This is a genomic window from Myroides odoratimimus, from assembly GCF_038039805.1.
Taxonomy (GTDB): Bacteria; Bacteroidota; Bacteroidia; order Flavobacteriales; family Flavobacteriaceae; genus Flavobacterium; species Flavobacterium odoratimimum_B.
In genome coordinates, this window is the sequence record NZ_JBBPHK010000013.1 from 1 (window position 1) to 18,131 (window position 18,131).

Sequence of the window (18,131 nt, forward strand, 5' to 3'; positions counted from 1 at the left end):
TAATTAAAGTACAGCAACAAAAAAGCCCTAGACTGTATAAGCCAGGGCTGTAGATAATGTTTTTTTATAAATAAATCTCTTGTCTCGTGACAAGAGGTCAAGCCTCTATTTATTTCTTCTCTTTAAAGGATGCTAACATTGACTCCATCACATTCTCATATTTCTGCTTTTTTAGCATCGTAGTCCAAGTCACTATTTGATAATATCTTTCTTTTCCTTCGATACATGCTAACTTATAATGAACAAGTGTTCCATTTAAATCTCCATCATAACTAGTCAAATAAGCAGGTAGTCCATTCACGCTAGTCTGTTCTAACTCCGTATCTTGTTTTAAATTTAAACTAGATGCGATAGAAGAATTCGCTAATTCAGCATATACTTTAAAGTTAGGAGCTGGATTGCCATAAACTTCTTCTACAATTTCTTTAAACTCTACTTTATCATCTTCTACTATCACCACATAGAAATCATCCTTTTTATTTTCCATTTGAAGGATGGCATCTTTATTCAGGTTTTTGGCAAGAGAGAGTTCATTAGGCACCTCAATCGTTCCCAAGTCATTAATACTAACTTCTTTAAATGTTGTAGATTCACTACAAGAAATCAAAAAGAAAGTAAATAAGCTCATCATTATGACAATGCTTCTTATCATCGCTATTCTGTTATTTTTAATATTATTCAACTATAAAGAAACAAAAAAATTATTTATTTTTCATAATCTCTGAAAACAATTCAACACTTCTTAAGCGTTCCTCAACTCCATAGATCGGAGTAGTGATCATAATCTCTTCAACCTCGACCGTGTTAAAGAAGTCCGATAAATCACTTTTTACTTTTTCTTTGTCTCCTATAAAAGAGAAGAATGTTTTTTGCTTTACAATGAACTCTTCATAGTCCGTCCAATTGCCTTCCATAGATTCACAAGGTCTCTGAAGAGGTTTTCTGTCATTTCTGATGATTCCTAAAAACATTTTATAAAATGATGTAGCTAGTTGTTCAGCCTCTCCATTTGTATCTGCAACTATTGCATTCACACAAGGCATAAAATAAGGCTTGTCTAATTGTGCAGATGGTACAAAATTCTTTCTATAAATATTAGCCGCTTGGAGTAAATGATCTGGTGCAAAATGACTAGCGAATGCATAGGGCAATCCCAATTCTGCTGCTAAATAGGCACTATCTGTACTAGAACCTAATATCCACATCGGTATATCACAACCTTCTCCTGGAAATGCTCTTACCTTAGCTCCTTCATTCACTTTAAAAAAGCGCTTTAATTCCTCTATTTGTTGAGGAAAAAAGTTAGCGGCATGCACATCATTACGCCTTAAAGCAAGAGCTGTAGCCTGATCTGTACCTGGTGCTCTACCTAATCCAAGATCAATTCTACCAGGATATAAAGCCTCTAAAGTTCCGAACTGCTCAGCGATAACTAAAGAAGGATGGTTGGGCAACATCACTCCACCAGATCCTACTCTCAATGTAGATGTCCCGCCTGCCAAATATCCTATTAAAACAGATGTAGCAGAAGATGCTATATGTGGCATATTATGATGTTCTGCTAACCATAGTCTATTAAAACCTACTTTTTCAATATGTTGTGCTACTTTTAAAACATTCTGTAAGGTCTCTGTAGTTGTTGTCTCTTCTCCTATAATCGCAAGATCTAAGAATGAGTATGGTATATTATGATTCATATAGATATTCAATTAAAATGATATGACACAAGATAACATTAATAAATAGAATGCAATTCGCTGTTATAAAAAATTAACAACCTAGTATACCTTAACTTATTAATAAACTTATAAACAGTAATTTATCTCAATAAAAATCAGTAAATTTATAGGACAATTTATTACTTCAATAATATGATACATATAGAAAACCTCTTAGAACAGATAGAATACGGTGAGAAAAAACCTGCTATCAAAATACTTGTGGACAACGACTTTTCTAAAGAAATCAGAATTGTGTTCAAAAAAGGACAAGAAATGAAAGAGCATAAAACTTCTTTTCCTATAGTAGTAGAAATCGTAAAAGGAGCTATCACTTTTGGCGTAGAAGGAAAGCCTTACGATCTAAAAGAAGGTCACTTAATCGCATTAGACCCAGGTATCCCACATGATCTGACTGCGCTAGAAGATAGTATAGTACGTTTAACCTTACATAAGTCTGATCAGGTCACTAGAGTAATGAATGTCATCAAGGACTAAATATAATCATGATATACATCTATGTAACTTCACATATAAGCTAAAATATATTATCACCTGAATAACATAGAATCCTTATAAGTACAGTAAATTTGCATAAATCAGAAAAAAATGAAAAAAATCATAACTAGCATACTGTTACTGTCAAGCGCACTCTGTCTATCGCAAAATTTAGAAATCATCCCTCTAGGGGTATATGGTGGAGGAGACGAAAGCAATTTGTCTTCTTATCTTATAGGTGTAGAAAACACAAATAGCTATCTCTCTCTAGATGCTGGTACTATACATAGTGGTATCAATAAAGCAATTGAAGCAAAAACATTTTCAGTAGATAATGGTACAGTACTACGTGATTATATCAAAGGGTATTTTATATCGCATGGCCATTTAGACCATTTATCAGGGTTAATCATAAACTCTCCTGAGGACTCGTCTAAGCCTATCTATGGATTACCCTTCGTCATTGATATCTTCAAGAATAATTACTTCACAAATGCATCATGGGCAAACTTCGGGAATGAAGGAGAAAAACCTATTCTAGGCAAATATAAATATACAAGAGTAAAACCGTCCCAATCCTTTAATATAGAGAATACAACTTTATCTGCAGAAGTTTTTGAATTGAGTCATGTCAACCCGCAATTGAGTTCAGCGATATTAATTAAAAACAATGATGAATATGTACTCTACTTCGGAGATACCGGAGCGGATAGAGTAGAAAAGACTACTAAGCTTAATTATATATGGGAATACATTGCACCACTTATTATTAATAAAAACCTTAAGACAATATTAATCGAAGTGTCTTTCCCGAATAGTCAACCAGAAGATAAATTATTCGGTCACTTAACTCCGAAGCTACTAAATGAAGAATTGGGTAATCTAGCAAATCATGTAGGTAAAGAAAACTTAAAAGATTTGAATATTATCATTACCCATCTAAAACCTAGCGGAACAGCTATAAATACTATTAAACAAGAATTAGCTAATCAAAACGAATTTAAAGTTAACTATATCTTTCCTATACAAGGACAAAAAATTAATTTAAATTAAACAAAAGAAGCCGTCTGATTAGACGGCTTCTTTTTTATATTCTATACTTCACTTGTTAATTTGACTTTTGTTTAAAGAACATCTTATCAACAACAAATACTAAAACGAATGCTGCTAAAGATGGTAATAGCCAAGGTACGTCATAACTACTCAAAGGCAATGACTTTATAAATTCTTCTGATGACTTTGAATATTCTATAAAATCATATTTAAAAGCAATAAAAGAGCTAAATTGAATTAATGCAACAACTGTAGTGGTTAAGATTGCTCCTACAAAAGGAGCCTTTCTAGTTACAGATTTACCAAAAGCTACCATATAAATAATCAATGTCAATGTAATAGGATATATAATTCCTAAAAATGGCGCTGCATAATCGATAATACTATCTACTCCCTTCACTGCTAATATGGCAGAAGATATACAAGTAACGACTACTACAAGTTGATAACTAAGTTTTCCTTTTGTTAATTGACTAAAGAATGTACCTGTGGCACATACTAGCGCAATCGCTGTAGTTAAACAAGCTAATGCTATACATAGTGATAATGCTAAAGTTCCCTGACTACCTAACAAACCGTTCGAAATATGTAATAGCAACTCTGTTCTCTTTAAATCATCTGTAATAGGATAACCCGCAGTTGCCCCTAAATAGACTAATCCACCATATATAAATAATAGACAAGAGATAGCAACAGCACCAGACATATAAGTAACCTTTGTTTTCTCTTTTAAACTTACATATCCAGCTGCTTTTACAGCAGAAATAATGATACCAGCATAAATAACTGATGCTAATACATCCATCGTCTGATATCCCTCAGCAAATCCTAATCTAAAAGGATCTGGATAAGATACATTTACTAATTTGGAAGTATCTAACGGGTTCACAATACCAATAACTACCATGGTCACTAAAAGAACTAATAATAGAGGTGTCAGATACTTACCTATAATATTCACTACCTTAGAAGGCGATATAGACAGTAATAATGTAATACCGAAGAATATAACAGAAGACCATACAGCACTAAATTCAGGAAAGACAGACAATACCCCTATCTCAAAAGTAGTTGCAGCTGTACGAGGAATAGCAACTAATGGTCCTATACTAAGAATAATAGCTGTGGCTAATACCCATCCTAATGTACTATTGATACGTTTACCTAAATCTGTAAATTCGTCTCCAGAAATCAATACAGCTACTATTCCTAGAAAGGGTGCTAATATAGCTGTGATAGAAAAGCCTGTAACAGCAGAAGTCCAAGAACCTTCTGTAAACAATCCGATAATAGGAGGCAAAATTATATTTCCAGCACCAAAAAACATGGCAAACAATGCAAAACCAATTGTTACTGCATCAAAGATGGATTTTTTACTCATTCATTATATTTTAGGTAGTTAACATTTGTTTTATTCTATAGTAGATCCGCAAAATTTCTTAAAATTTGTATCTAAAAATAACATTTAAGATCTTTACTTTCACTTAAGAGGTGCACAATATATAAAATAATAATCGGCTTAGATATATACATACCAATATTTTACATCATATTTTTTTAGATTCAATGATAATTTAACATCATCTAGAATATGTTAAAATAATTAACCCCAATACCCAAATTAGAAACAAAAAAAACTAAAAAATGATTCTTTTTACTACCAAAAACTTAAAAATAGAAACAATTCAATTAACAGAAGATCTAGATGAGCTATTAAAGATTCATAATTGTCCTGATACGATGAAATGGATCCCTTCTAACACAAACAACTGGAAATCTGATACTTTAATAGATAAATATGCCAAAAACAACTTACTGTACACAGAAAATTTAGGTATCTATAAAATTTCGTTAGACTATAATTCTCAGACTAACATAATAGGAGAAGTACTATTTTTTAAATATGAAGAAAAAGAAGAAAAAATAGAAATAGGGTACATTCTGTATAAAGATTATTGGAAAAAAGGTTATGGGTCAGAATTACTACAAGGCCTAGAGCTCTTTATACAACACAAACATCCTTCCAAAATACTTATAGCACAACTATATGAATGTAACATAGCCTCACGTAGACTATTAGAAAAAATGGGATATACATTATACGATAGGCAAGTATTAAAAAACAACACCTATAAATTAATCTACCAAAAAGAAACCTTACGTAACCTGTAATGCATTATATAAATTATCCAATACAGGAATAACGAGTTTAGCTCTCTCAGTGAGTGAGTACTCGATATGTAATGGTCTTTCCTTAATTACACTCTTAATTAAGAATCCGTCTTCTTCTAGTTCTTTTAAGGCTACAGACACTGATTGCTTATTAGCACCTTCTAATAAGCGCATATAGTCTCTAAACCTTTTAGGTTCCTCTTCCGTAATATGAATGATATGAACTTTCCATTTACCCCCGAGAGTCTTTAGTAATTCTTCTGCTGGGCACTTAGTAGTTTTCTCATCGCTTTTAGCCATAATCCATATTTATTTGCTTACAAAGCTACACAAATCCCTTTATAATGAAAAAACTAGTGCAATTGATATTCAAATAAATAAACTGAGCATTGAAACATAGCATCATTTCATTACAAATTCTCATTTCAAACCAATCAAATTACAAAAAACTCTCATTTTTTACATTAAATTTTTATGATATAAATTACAAAATAATATGTTTCAAATATTAAATTATAATCAATCCTATGTAATAAATCCTAAAAATAAAATACGCAAATAAGCAAATCAAATGAATAAAAATCAATTTTAAAACACAATAAATATAACAATCAATTCATTTTAAGTAAAAAAGACAATAAAAAACACTTTTTACACAACATTGATATATTTCATATTCTTAATTTTACAATAACAAAACATCAACAAATTATTAACATAAAATTCAAGTATGATTAGCCTTTTAAAAAACACAACTTAGTATAAACACAATACACAAAGCTCATATTCCCCTACCGAGTTTGCGTATTAAAAATCACCTACATTATGACAAGCACAGCATCAAAAATCATTGTTCCCTCTAAAATAGTGGAGTTTAAGAATCCAGCTAAAGATGATTTCATCATTTTTAAACAAGGGGATCAAACAAAGAAAATCTCTCCTTACAACAAAAGGAGTTATTACAAGCTTTCTTATCTTAAATCAAAGAGTAAATTCTTTGATGGAACAAAGGTAATCGAGTTAGAAGGACCATCATTATTCTTCTCTAACCCAGTATCGCACTATACATTCGAGCCTGTATCTGAGAAACCAGAAGGATATTACTGTTTATTTAATAGTAGTTTCTTAGGGTATAAAAGTCATTTATTAAAAAGTATTCTCGCTCACTTACACGAGAATCCTATTTACCTTTTGACACCACAACAAGATGAGTTTATCTCTTACGTATTTAAAAGAATTGAAGAAGAAAGCAATCAGAAGTATGCGCAGAAATATGAATTAATGCGTAATTACATTGAGATCATAATACATCAGAGTAATAAACTAAATGCTACTTATACAGTAGACCAAGGTGTAAATGCTCCACAGAGATTATGCTCAAAATTCTTAGAATTGTTAGAAAAACAATTTCCTATTGAAAAAACAAATACAGTAATCAAATTGAAAACACCTAATGACTTTGCAAAAGTGCTTAATGTGCATGTAAATCATCTCAATCATACTTTAAAGAAGACAATAGGAAAATGTACTGGTGATTGTATTCAAGAAAGGATATTAATAGAGTCACAAAAATTATTAAAATCTAAACCATGGAGTGTAGCTGAGATAGGTTATTGTTTAGGATTTGAATACCCAACGTACTTTTCTAGCTTTTTTAAGAAATATACATTACTAACTCCTAATCAATATCGAAAAAATTAAATAATCATACAAAGATGTTTGAATTGTTTTATAATCAATCAAATAACTCATATTAACTTTGTACAAGAACATAAAAAACAACTTTACTAAAAAGTTACAATTGCAGATATCTGCAAAAACACATTGCTCATCTTCAAGCTAAAAAAATGAAGAATAGTAGCCCTAAATCTTTTTTATTGTTAAAAAGCCACCTTTTTTAAGGGTGGCTTTTGATTTATTTACTATTAAAGTTTATTTAATAATTCTACTTCAAATATAAGAGTACTATATGGACCTATCTCTTTACTAATATGTTGGTCACGATAAGCGCATTCAGGAGGTGTAACCATTCTAAATTTAGTTCCTATTGGTAATAGTGGGACAACCTGCTGATAAGCTAAAATTAGTTTATTCAAATCGAAAGAAGCAGGCTTCCCTCTATTAATAGAACTATCAAAAACTTCTCCATTTATATTAGTACCATGATAATGACACTCTATACGATCAGAAAGGTCAACTTTATCACCTTTACCTAATACTATAATCTCATAAGCTACACCTGAAGGTAATAAGATCACTCCATCCTTATTCACATATTCTTGTAAATATTTAGTCCCCTCTTCTCTATTCTTTTTTTCTAACTGTTCTTTTCTTTTCCTTAATAATTCTGCTACACTCATAAATATTTCTCTATTCTAAACCTAAACTAGCAATAATACAATACACAATGAATCCTAATTTCATGTATTTATAATCGTAACAAAACTATGCTATAGCACACTGAAGCCATTAATTCAAAGTTATTTTACATGATTACTACTTGTTTATACATCTATTTCATATTCTGGGTTAAATTTAGTTACAAAAATAATAGATATTTACTAGCCCTCATGTTCTTTATAAGTATGTAGTTGCCAAATACTAAGATTATCCATAGCACGTGTACATCCCACATACCATTCATAAGGAGTTAGTTTATTAGGCTTATCTACTAAAAGAATAACATTCTTACGTTCTAATCCTTTAAACTTAACGGCTGTAGTATACTGGAGTTTCTTAGGTTTTAATGTTAGATTATCTACTGTAAGCTCTTCCATCCCCAATTCTAGAATTAAATCAGCTACGTTATTCCTTCTCTGCCATACTTTACTTTGTACTAATACAATTACATCCTCAGCATTTAATGAAGAGCTAGAATCATTGATACTATGTATTACTTCTTCCATTGCCTCTTTAATAGTCACTTGATCGTGAAATGAACGCAATTCGATTTCGTCATATTCTTGCTGATGAACACTAATCTCATCCCAATCTTCTGGATGTGTCTGAATATGTTCTGCTATCAGACGAATCTGAGATTTCTGAGCACTACGTCTCACTTTATGCAACTTAAAATGCGTAAAATATTCTTTTAAGAAATAAGCATAATCTGATACATCACGTCCAAAAAGAGAGAAACTTTGATCTAAATCATAAAGAAGCATAATATTTCCTTGTTTCATTCCATTGTGATTACCACATAACTTATGCATCATTAAATGAAGGTTACGATCAAACAAATCTTGTGCTTCGTCTACAATCATATAATCATAGTTAGGAAGCTTATCTATTTCTTCTAAATAAGAAATCGTCTTTCTAATATAATCTGCAAATTTCTCTGGCTCGATGTATAATAGGTCACGCTCAGTAACATCTGGTAAATACTTCATCACAAACTGTGTGAATGTAATACAATCTATACGAACATTACTCGCCTTAAATCTCTGTTCATTATAAGCACATAAGAGTGAGTTCCAACACAGATAGATACCTTGTCTTCCTACCTGCATCTCACTATAAGCCATCGCCATAGTAGTCTTACCTGTACCTGGTGCACCCTCTATCATTAGGCGAGGGTTTTCAGCTAGAGAGTACAGTATCTCTAAGTTACGTTCTTTCAACCATTCTAAAGAATTTCTAGATTGGAATACATTAGTGTCTTGAATCATTGGACTAAATGTGTTCACAATATTATCCAATTCTGCTTTCGATAAATGATTAAATCTAATAGGATGTGTATTCTCTAATTTCTGCCTAGAATAATCATATATATGTAATAGAAATTTCTCAATATTCTTATATCTATTGCGTCTTGTATAGTCACTAAATATAAGATTCTTATCATAAATAGTATTCTCTATGGCAATTTTAGTAGTTGGAAAAGCTACTGCTTCGCAGAATAATACATGCTTAAAGCTAGGGAACACTTTATTCATCAAAGTGTATTTATAGCCTTTTACCTGTTCAAAAGGATTTTGGTTTAACCACTTTTTACGCTTACCATCCTTAAAACAGAAACGTCCTTGGTCAACAAAAATATTTCCCCCTTTAACTTCTAGCGCTATAATTCCAAATTTAGAAACAATGATAAAGTCAAGCTCAGCATCCGCTTTAGCCCTTTTTATCTTAGAGTTATCATGAAAAGGAAGTTTCATACTATACCATACATACCAATCATGAGGGCTTTTAGACAGAGATTCTACAATATCTCCATATATTAAAAACTCTCCATAAGGAACCTTGTTCCCATTTATAAAAAGTTGCTCGAGCTCATCTAGAGGGTACTCCGGATAAATCTTTAAAGCCATGACTCTACATTTTTTTGATGAACATCTAAATTACGCCTTTTACCTCAACTCTACTCTATATTCTACAATTAAAAAAGGATAAACTAAAAATAGCTTATCCTTCAATAACATTTACATTTAAATTATGAAAAACTCCCTCTTCATCTTCATTATTCTACTGCAAAAATAAACCTAGAAAATGTCATAAGGTATCAGTCAAAAAACAAACGCCTATTTAGAAATAAATAGGCGTTTATAAATATATTATTCTGTAGGAAACTCAGGTCTTCTCATCTTAAATCTACTTCCTGATAGAGATTCTAAGAAAGCTACAATAGCTTTCGTTTCTTCTTTAGTTAATTCTAATGGTTTCATTAAAGAATCTGTCACAGGATATAACGGGTCTTTAGCTTTTTGTTCAGCAGTAGGATCTATCATGTGCATTCCACTATTATACATATTAACGATACCTTCTAGATCGTCAAATAGTCCATTATGCATCCAAGGCCTAGTGTTTAAAAGATCTCTTAAACCAGGAGTTTTAAACTTTCCTACATCGTTAGGATCTTTGGTTACTTCATATCTACCTAGGTCTTCAAACTTACGTTTATAATATGTCAATCCAATATTGTGAAAAGATTCATCTGTCAAGTACTGCCCATGATGACAATTCATACACCTACCTTTCGTTCTAAACAAATGCATACCGTAAATCTCTTGATCATTTAGCGCTTTATACTTTCCATCTATAAAAGCATCAAACCTACTTGGCTGACTCTTAATTGTTTTTTGAAACGTAGCTATTGCACCTACAATACGATCGTAGGTAATCTTCTCATCACCAAAAGCGTCAATAAAATAAGGTTTATATCCTTGCACTTTACTCAATTTGGCAGGTAAATCTATTACATCCATTGCCATTTCGTTATGAGCAGATAATGGTCCATTAGCCTGTTCTTCTAAACTATTAGCTCTACCGTCCCAAAAGTAAGAAGTACGCTCGGCAGTATTATATAATGAAGGAGTATTACGTGCTCCTTTTAAGTGATCATGACCTAAGCCGACCATACGCCTATCTGTCCATCCTAACTCAGGATCATGACAAGAACTACACGATATCTGATTAGACTTAGAAAGCTTAGGATCAAAGAATAACATACGTCCTAAAATTACTTCAGGTTTCGCTTGTTCTGTAAAATAATCGTTATCACGTTTAATGCTTGCCATTTCACTCCATTCCACTCCTTCATCTATAGTAGGTACAGGCCATTGTGAGATAGGTTGTTTATAGCTTTCTATTATTTTTTGATACTCAGGATTGTCGCTTCCTAAGAATCCTACAAACTTCGGGCTAAAACTAAATAAGCCAAAAGCTAAGAGTCCTGATAATAAAATAACTACCTTTTTCATTGTTTATTTGTTGTTAGTTAATAACTACTTAGAAAGTAACTCCTAAAGAAATTCCTATATAGTTATTTGTTTTGTTTATATTGTACTTCGTCTGTTCATATTGAATCTGAGCAAACATGGCTGGTATATTATCAATCTTCACATCATATCTAGCTGTAATACCATAAGTCTGATAATTAGCAGTCTGAATCGCTAAATCATGTTGTACCCATTCAGTCATCGCTGGACTCTTATAAGATGCTATTAGATTGACAGTATCCTCTTTAAGATTACGCACTCTAAAATAAGGACTTACTGTTATGATATTAGATTGATTCAATTGTCGCATATAATCAACTTCTAATCCATAATGTAAATATGTAAATCGCTGTCTAGCTTGAGTATCTCTTCTTTTTTCTTCTGTCTGTTCTACTGTGAAAGAAGGTGAAACTACTACTCTACTTATATCTGTACTATATTGATAAAATAACGATGTATACACATCACTTCTTATGAATTTATACAGGTCTTGCTCTCCTATCTTTCTCTCTAACTTTTCTGTTTTAGAATAAAAAGATTCTATTCCTCTTGATTCACTTAGTAAGTAATTAACTTTTGCTCCTAAACGATGTTCATCTAGATCAATATATTTAATTCCTCCTAGTGTATATTTTTTAGTCTTAAGTACAGACATTTCTTTTGAAGGACTACTACCAAAGTTCTTCTCGATATCAAACTGCCCATATGAACCTTGTATCAAAAAGTCTTTACCTTTATTCTTAGCTATAGTCCCTCCTACTTCATATCCTGTTCCTTCATAGATCATCTTCATATCTACAGCAGAACTAAAGTAATAATTATAAGCTCCTAAACCTGTCAGATGGTAGGCTATGGGTTTTCCTAATAGGCTAACAAACTTAATCGTACTATTCTGAGTATATTTATTCCAATTTGCATATACACCTAATTCGTAGTCCTTATAACCATTATAGTTTACTCCAATGCGCAAATTTAAATCTGAAGAGGTATTCTTAGGTCTTGGATCTACTTCTCTATAACCGCTTTTGGCCTGATAACTAACTTCTCCTCCTACTGTCCACTTATCGAATTGTCTAGCCATCCCTCCTGCAAACTGATAAATCTCTTGTCTCATGGTACCACCTATAGAATCACCTAACACATAAGGCCCTAAGATATGTCTGTCCAGATTCTCATTCCATTTCATATTCTTTTGCTTCTGAGTAGCATAAGACGCACTTCCCCATAGAACAGCATTATTCTTTAAGCGTTGATAAGAAGAAGTGTTAACCTTAAAGGCATCTAAACCATCTCCATCTTGTAGCATGTAAGCATCCTTACGGTCTGATAGATAATTCAGACTTAACTCAGAAAAAGACAAAGGACTATACGATGTCATAAAAGCACGATTAGCAAAAAAGTCTTGTCCGAATACGATATTCATATCCCGTTGAGCTAGTCTACTCTCGTATAAATTAGCATCTGTTTTATCTTGAGCTTGAATCTCAGCACAAAAAAACACACTAATTAATGCAACTATATTTATATATCTATTTCTCAATGTACTCCTATTTTATTTATGATGTATTCCGTCTTTTAGAGACATCTCTGACTGAGGAATAAAATCAACTGAAGAATTATTAGTATCCTTATACACATTACGACCTTGCTCATTAGGCCCTAAGACTTTTCTTCTGATAGTCTTTCCATAACGCGCTTTATCAGATTCTGATGTTGCGCAGTATGAGTACCCGCTATCTAAAGAAGGAGCAGTCACTAAACGTTCAAACTTATAAGGAATGCTTCCATTAACAGCATCAATAACCCAAGTATTTGGCATTCTATATCTGCTGAACTTTTGTTCTTTCCCCGCAGCGGTCAAATAACTATAATCAAACTTATAATTGGCTAACCAAGTATCCGCACTCTCACCTTCAGGAAAACGAGCTACAATATATCCTGTCTGTCCACGGTCATGCATCGCGAACATACTAAAGTTTAACTTCGTATAGATCATCATCACATTAGGTACATTAGGATTATCTGGTTGTACATTCTTAGGATTTTCAGTAATCGGAAATTCAAAATCTGCATTAGATAAATCAGCCCCTGGTACATTGGCTAAGTTATGATTCTGAGCATTATCTGCTATTACAATAAAATCTCCTGGCTCTACAGGGTACTGTGTACCGTTACCTGGTAACATCATTACAGATTGTAAAACGAAAGCTTCGTTTAATACATCTGGTGTTTCTTTATTATCTCTAGTTGTCAAAAACTCAGATTGAGCAATTAATAATCCATCAGCATAGAGTACTCTATCCGTATTATTGACTAGTTTAAAGTATTTCCCTGTTTGGTATGCTTTTAATTCAGTAGTTTGTAATCCACTGAAGAATATTTCTTCAAAGATAAAGTCATCGTTAAGTTGTTTGACAAATAAATTAATTGTCATATTTACTATCTGATCGGTCACGTCTAGCATTTCGCTTTTACTTCCTAATCCCACTTCTTCTTTATCTTCTAGTACACCTATCCCTTCTGCTGACATTCTATAAGATCCCACAGGTAGAGCTACAGAGAAATAAGGAGAGCCTACTGCCTTCTCCATTATTCGCAAACCAGTATTAACTTCAACAAACTCTACTTCTAATTCTTTTATTTCTTTAATGCCATCTACTTTAAATACCATAGACACAGTCGAATTCTGATTACTCCCAAGCGCATTATCATCTGTCAAACACGAGCTCATTAATAAGCTCATTGTCATCATCAATCCGTATAAAAATATATGCTTTAATCTCATTGTCTTAAATATTGAAGTTTATTTCCATTCCAAAGTAAGGTCCGCTATCATCTTTTCTATTTACATTCACTCCATTATATGTATATGAAGAATAGTGTGTGAATAATCGATTAACAAACATCGATGCCTTTACTGATTTATATATTCTCTTTGATATTTTAAAATTAGCATTAAATGTAAATGGTCTTCTCTCCTCCATACCATCTGTTTTAGAAACAGGTCTAACTAGATGTTGTAGTAATGGATCATTTGCACTTTCTTCTGTATAAGGATGAATTACATTATCTATTCCCATATATGCATAAGGAGCAGCAACTCTATTTAGGTTTAGGTTTCTTCTAAATACATCTCCTTGTAAAGAGGCAGATATATTCATATCCAAGCTAGGCAAATAAGTATCTACAACTACATTGTACACTAGAGATGATCTTCTATTCCCATTGTCATCTGCATAAATACCAGTGTATAAATACTGTTGTCCATTTACAGAGATACCAGGTCTCCAAAGAATAGAAGCACTATTAGAATACGTCGTTTTAAACCATGCTCCATTTAAAGTAATACGAGTATTAATTCCTTCAAAACGAGGTGAAGAATACCCAAACTCTATTCCTTCTTTTAATGTCGAGCTTCCATTTTCAGTATGTGTATACTGCATCATGTCCTGTCTGTATGAATATGGGGATTGATCTAAATCCGGCTTGCCTAACTCATCACTCCACACTATATCTTTAGACTCGTATCGCTTATACTCAAACCCCATAAACTGAGTCATATCTCTAAAGCCTGTTGTCATCTTCTCATCGAAGTAGGTGATATAAAACTTGTGTTTTTTATATTCTAAATCTAAACGAATCTCTTTCTTCGTATTCTTCGCCCCTATCAGACTGTGGTTAGCTAAAGGCATTCTGTAAGTATAGAACTGTGCGTATGCGTTATCTGTCTTAGGATCTAAGTAACTTACTTGTACCATATCGAAGTATCGATCTTGTGGATATAGTAATGCTAATGTAGGTTGTTTATACAGCTCTCCATATCCTACTGTAATATCCGTTTTTAGGTATTCCTGTCCTATTTTCAGTTTAGGAAGTCCCCATTGGAAGTTAACACGTGGTTCTGCAAATACCCTATCGCTAATGCTAAACTCTTTTCCAACACCTAATAATTTAGACATTCTAACTCCTGCATATAATTGTAGATGATGTAGGCCTAAATCATATTCCATACGATCACCTACATAAGCAGCTAATATCTGAGAAGCTGGTACTTCGTTAAAAGGACGAGGACGTTTCATAGTACCTACAGAAGGAGGTAACAAAGGATCAAATAACTCTCCTCTACCGTTATTCTTTGAGTATCTAAAGTCTATCCCTACTTCTCCATGATGTTTAATCCCAAAAGTTGAAAAACCTAATTCTGACTGTAACTTTGTATTGATATTTAAAGGACGTCCTTCTACCTTAGAATTTGCTATATATGAAGTTGGTAAAAACACACCCTCATTCTCCCCTGTCTCATTTCCTACTGGAATAGCTACACGTCCATTCTGCTGTATAAAGATAGTCTCCTTAATATCTTCTATTCCTTGAGACACATAAGCATTCAAAGTTATATTCTTGAATAAAGTCTCTTTGCCAAAGTCAAGTTTTAGATTGTTACCTAATGAAAAGTACTGCTTTTTATTTTTATAACTATCTGTTCTATCATAACCTGTATCTGGGTCAAACTTATCGTTATCAACAGTACCACTATAATCAAAATTTGCTTTCCAACTCAGGTCATATCCTCCTACTACTAATGTTCTATCTGATCTCAGTGATGATGATATTCTCTTATAGTTCTGAAGAACATCTGTAGGATCGTTCTTAGCATCTAAGAAATCTATACTCGCATTCAGCTTCCATCCTGTCTTTGTGTCTATTCCTTTGCCTACATAATAAAGTTTGCTAAAACCATCTACTTTAAAACGAGCTTGTAAAGGAGTATACCCTATTTTTCTATTTATCTTAATCAGACCTGAACTCAAATCCCCATAGGCAGCCGTAGGTATACCACGAATAACCTCAACACTTTCGATATCATTAGTTGCCAAACTACGCATATCTACTCCTATATGAGAAGTCTTAGCACCTCCTACAGATACCTGCATATCAGCATTTGTATTGATAATATTATCATCTACCATAAACTGTACCCCTAGAGCTCCAGTAGCATATTTCTCACCAGGATTATTCTCTCTAATTAAAGCAGCATTCGCTATCGTAAGTTTAGGATCCTTTGCTTGTCCTCCTGGTAATAATTCCATTAAATCAGCAAAGCTCGATGGTTGCAAATGTTCCATCGCTTGACGATTAATCACAGAAGTACTTGTAAGTCCTTTACTCTCCGTAGCAGTAATGACCATTTCTTCTAATATATTAGAAGTTGCTGTCAACGTAATAGGTAATGTCTGACTTTGAAGTAAATTAACTACAGTAGAAGAACTTCCATAACTAATATGAAATACCTCAACAGTATAAATATCAGCTTTCAAATCAAAAACAGCAATACCATGATCATCACTAACCTTTAACTGTGACTCTTTCGTTCCAGTTACCTGAATACTAGCATTAGTAATATTTTTATTTTGAGCATCTTGCAATACGATCTTCAGTTGTAACTTAGAAGATTGTGCAAATACAGAAGAACAGCATAATACTGTGAAAGTAATAAGTAGAACTTGAATAACTTGATATAAGCGTGTCATTGAATAACTTAATTAATCGGATGCCAAAAGTAGTCAACAAAACCTATATCTTCCAAGTTATTTAGACTTGATTCAAATTAATTCTATATATCTATTTAAGAATGAATGTAAATAAGTTTAAATCTTTATTTTATACAATAATTAAACACAATCATCAAATAAAACACAATATTACATACAATTCATCAGCACATTATAAGTTACTTCGATATAAATAGTATACTTTATACTACTGATAATATAAAAAGGCTTCTTTAGAACTAACTCTAAAGAAGCCTTTTACATTTAATTAAAGTAAATAAGCGTTACTTCGTTGGAAATATAGGACGTTCCATTTTATAGTAACTTCCTGACATTGATTCTAAAAATGCTACAATAGCTTTTATTTCTTTCTCGTTTAATTTTAATGGTTTCATCAGTGGATCTGTTAGAGGAAAGAGCGGATCTAATGCTTTCTCTTCCTCTGTAGGATCTATCATGTGCATCCCACTATTATACAGATTTACTATTCCTTCTAAGTCATCCATTAACCCATTATGCATCCATGGCTTAGTTACTAATAGGTCTCTTAAAGAAGGAGTTTTAAATTTACCCACATCATCTTCCTTTTTGGTATGTAAGTACAGTCCTAAATCTTCGTACTCTCTCTTGTAATATGTCAATCCTATATTGTGAAAAGACTCATCTGTAAGATATTTACCATGATGACAATTCATACATCCTGCCTTAGTTCTAAATAAGTGCATTCCATATATCTCCTGTTCTGTTAGGTACTGATACTTTCCTTGCATAAATTTGTCGAAACGACTAGGCTGACTTTTAATTGTCTTTTGAAAAGTAGCTATTGCCCCCACTATTCTTTCATAAGTCACTTTGTCATCTCCGTAAGTTTCTTTAAACAAGGGCTTGTACTCTTTATACTTGCTTAACTTCGCTGGTAGTGATTTGACATCCATATCCATTTCATGATGAGCAGATAAAGGTCCCATCGCTTGCTCTTCTAACGTTAATGCTCTACCATCCCAAAAGAAAGAACTACGCTCAGCAATATTGTATAAAGAAGGAGTATTCCTAGCTCCTAATAAATGATCATTCCCTAGTGATACCTGTCTATGGTCTGTCCATCCCATTTCAGGATCGTGACAAGAGCTACAAGATATCTGATTAGACTTTGATAACTTAGGGTCAAAGAACAGTGCTTTACCTAATACCACTTCTGGCAAATCTTGTGTCTCATAGTATAATGTATCTACCTCTATTGCCCCAAACTCTTTCCATTCTACACTTTTATCTATTATCGGACTAGGCCAATAGCTTATAGGTCTTTTATATTGATCTGTAATCTCTGTGTATTCTGAAACTGATCTTACCTCAAAATTAGTGTATCCTATAAATAGTAATACCGCCCCAATAATAACACCTACCTTTTTTTTCATCTATCTTCT

The 18,131-nt window shown here is 32.6% G+C and carries 15 protein-coding genes; 4 read left to right on the forward strand and 11 right to left on the reverse strand.

What is annotated here, in order from left to right:
• Positions 1 to 109: 109 nt before the first annotated feature.
• Both AABL85_RS10690 and AABL85_RS10695 read right to left on the reverse strand, forming a co-directional pair.
• Positions 110 to 652: a hypothetical protein gene (locus AABL85_RS10690; RefSeq protein ID WP_341310073.1), complete on the reverse strand. Its 543-nt coding sequence runs from the start codon at positions 650 to 652 to the stop codon at positions 110 to 112.
• Between the two features lie 49 nt (positions 653 to 701).
• On the reverse strand, positions 702 to 1,697 hold the full coding sequence (locus AABL85_RS10695; protein WP_341310074.1) for an LLM class flavin-dependent oxidoreductase: 996 nt from the start codon (positions 1,695 to 1,697) through the stop codon (positions 702 to 704).
• A gap of 177 nt (positions 1,698 to 1,874) precedes the next feature.
• On the opposite strand from AABL85_RS10695, the gene AABL85_RS10700 reads away from it, so the two are divergent.
• Together AABL85_RS10700 and AABL85_RS10705 are read left to right on the forward strand one after the other, a co-directional pair.
• Positions 1,875 to 2,216, forward strand: a complete 342-nt coding sequence (locus AABL85_RS10700; RefSeq protein WP_286415595.1) for a cupin domain-containing protein — start codon at positions 1,875 to 1,877, stop codon at positions 2,214 to 2,216.
• 111 nt (positions 2,217 to 2,327) lie between these two features.
• A complete protein-coding gene (locus tag AABL85_RS10705) occupies positions 2,328 to 3,269 on the forward strand; it encodes a 3',5'-cyclic-nucleotide phosphodiesterase (protein ID WP_341310075.1) in 942 nt (313 codons plus the stop codon).
• Between the two features lie 55 nt (positions 3,270 to 3,324).
• On the opposite strand, the gene brnQ is transcribed toward AABL85_RS10705, so the two are convergent.
• Positions 3,325 to 4,650, reverse strand: coding sequence for a branched-chain amino acid transport system II carrier protein (gene brnQ, locus AABL85_RS10710; protein ID WP_286415591.1), 1,326 nt, complete (start codon positions 4,648 to 4,650; stop codon positions 3,325 to 3,327).
• A gap of 263 nt (positions 4,651 to 4,913) precedes the next feature.
• Between brnQ and AABL85_RS10715 the strand changes: the two genes are divergently transcribed.
• Positions 4,914 to 5,441 (forward strand): GNAT family N-acetyltransferase, encoded by a 528-nt coding sequence (locus AABL85_RS10715; RefSeq protein WP_341310076.1) that lies wholly within the window; start codon positions 4,914 to 4,916, stop codon positions 5,439 to 5,441.
• On the opposite strand, the gene AABL85_RS10720 is transcribed toward AABL85_RS10715, so the two are convergent.
• The gene (locus tag AABL85_RS10720) at positions 5,427 to 5,741 is read right to left on the reverse strand and encodes a winged helix-turn-helix transcriptional regulator (RefSeq protein WP_286436654.1); all 315 of its coding nucleotides are present in this window, start codon (positions 5,739 to 5,741) and stop codon (positions 5,427 to 5,429) included. The genes AABL85_RS10715 and AABL85_RS10720 overlap by 15 nt on opposite strands.
• A 525-nt stretch (positions 5,742 to 6,266) precedes the next feature.
• On the opposite strand from AABL85_RS10720, the gene AABL85_RS10725 reads away from it, so the two are divergent.
• Positions 6,267 to 7,142 carry a helix-turn-helix domain-containing protein gene (locus tag AABL85_RS10725; RefSeq protein ID WP_341310077.1) on the forward strand — a complete coding sequence of 292 codons (876 nt, stop codon included), beginning with the start codon at positions 6,267 to 6,269 and terminating at the stop codon, positions 7,140 to 7,142.
• Positions 7,143 to 7,366: 224 nt separating this feature from the next.
• Here the strand turns inward: AABL85_RS10725 and AABL85_RS10730 are convergent, their stop codons facing one another.
• From AABL85_RS10730 to AABL85_RS10760, 7 genes are all read right to left on the reverse strand, one after another.
• Positions 7,367 to 7,801 carry an FKBP-type peptidyl-prolyl cis-trans isomerase gene (locus AABL85_RS10730; protein WP_341310078.1) on the reverse strand — a complete coding sequence of 145 codons (435 nt, stop codon included), beginning with the start codon at positions 7,799 to 7,801 and terminating at the stop codon, positions 7,367 to 7,369.
• A gap of 201 nt (positions 7,802 to 8,002) precedes the next feature.
• On the reverse strand, positions 8,003 to 9,748 hold the full coding sequence (locus tag AABL85_RS10735) for a nuclease-related domain-containing DEAD/DEAH box helicase (protein WP_341310079.1): 1,746 nt from the start codon (positions 9,746 to 9,748) through the stop codon (positions 8,003 to 8,005).
• Between the two features lie 243 nt (positions 9,749 to 9,991).
• Positions 9,992 to 11,137 (reverse strand): cytochrome-c peroxidase, encoded by a 1,146-nt coding sequence (locus AABL85_RS10740; protein ID WP_341310080.1) that lies wholly within the window; start codon positions 11,135 to 11,137, stop codon positions 9,992 to 9,994.
• A gap of 28 nt (positions 11,138 to 11,165) precedes the next feature.
• The gene (locus AABL85_RS10745; protein ID WP_341310081.1) at positions 11,166 to 12,695 is read right to left on the reverse strand and encodes a DUF6850 family outer membrane beta-barrel protein; all 1,530 of its coding nucleotides are present in this window, start codon (positions 12,693 to 12,695) and stop codon (positions 11,166 to 11,168) included.
• Between the two features lie 12 nt (positions 12,696 to 12,707).
• The gene (locus AABL85_RS10750) at positions 12,708 to 13,940 is read right to left on the reverse strand and encodes a DUF4876 domain-containing protein (protein WP_341310082.1); all 1,233 of its coding nucleotides are present in this window, start codon (positions 13,938 to 13,940) and stop codon (positions 12,708 to 12,710) included.
• A gap of 4 nt (positions 13,941 to 13,944) precedes the next feature.
• The gene (locus tag AABL85_RS10755) at positions 13,945 to 16,686 is read right to left on the reverse strand and encodes a TonB-dependent receptor plug domain-containing protein (protein WP_341310083.1); all 2,742 of its coding nucleotides are present in this window, start codon (positions 16,684 to 16,686) and stop codon (positions 13,945 to 13,947) included.
• Positions 16,687 to 16,991: 305 nt separating this feature from the next.
• A complete protein-coding gene (locus AABL85_RS10760; RefSeq protein ID WP_341310084.1) occupies positions 16,992 to 18,122 on the reverse strand; it encodes a cytochrome-c peroxidase in 1,131 nt (376 codons plus the stop codon).
• Positions 18,123 to 18,131 lie beyond the last annotated feature (9 nt).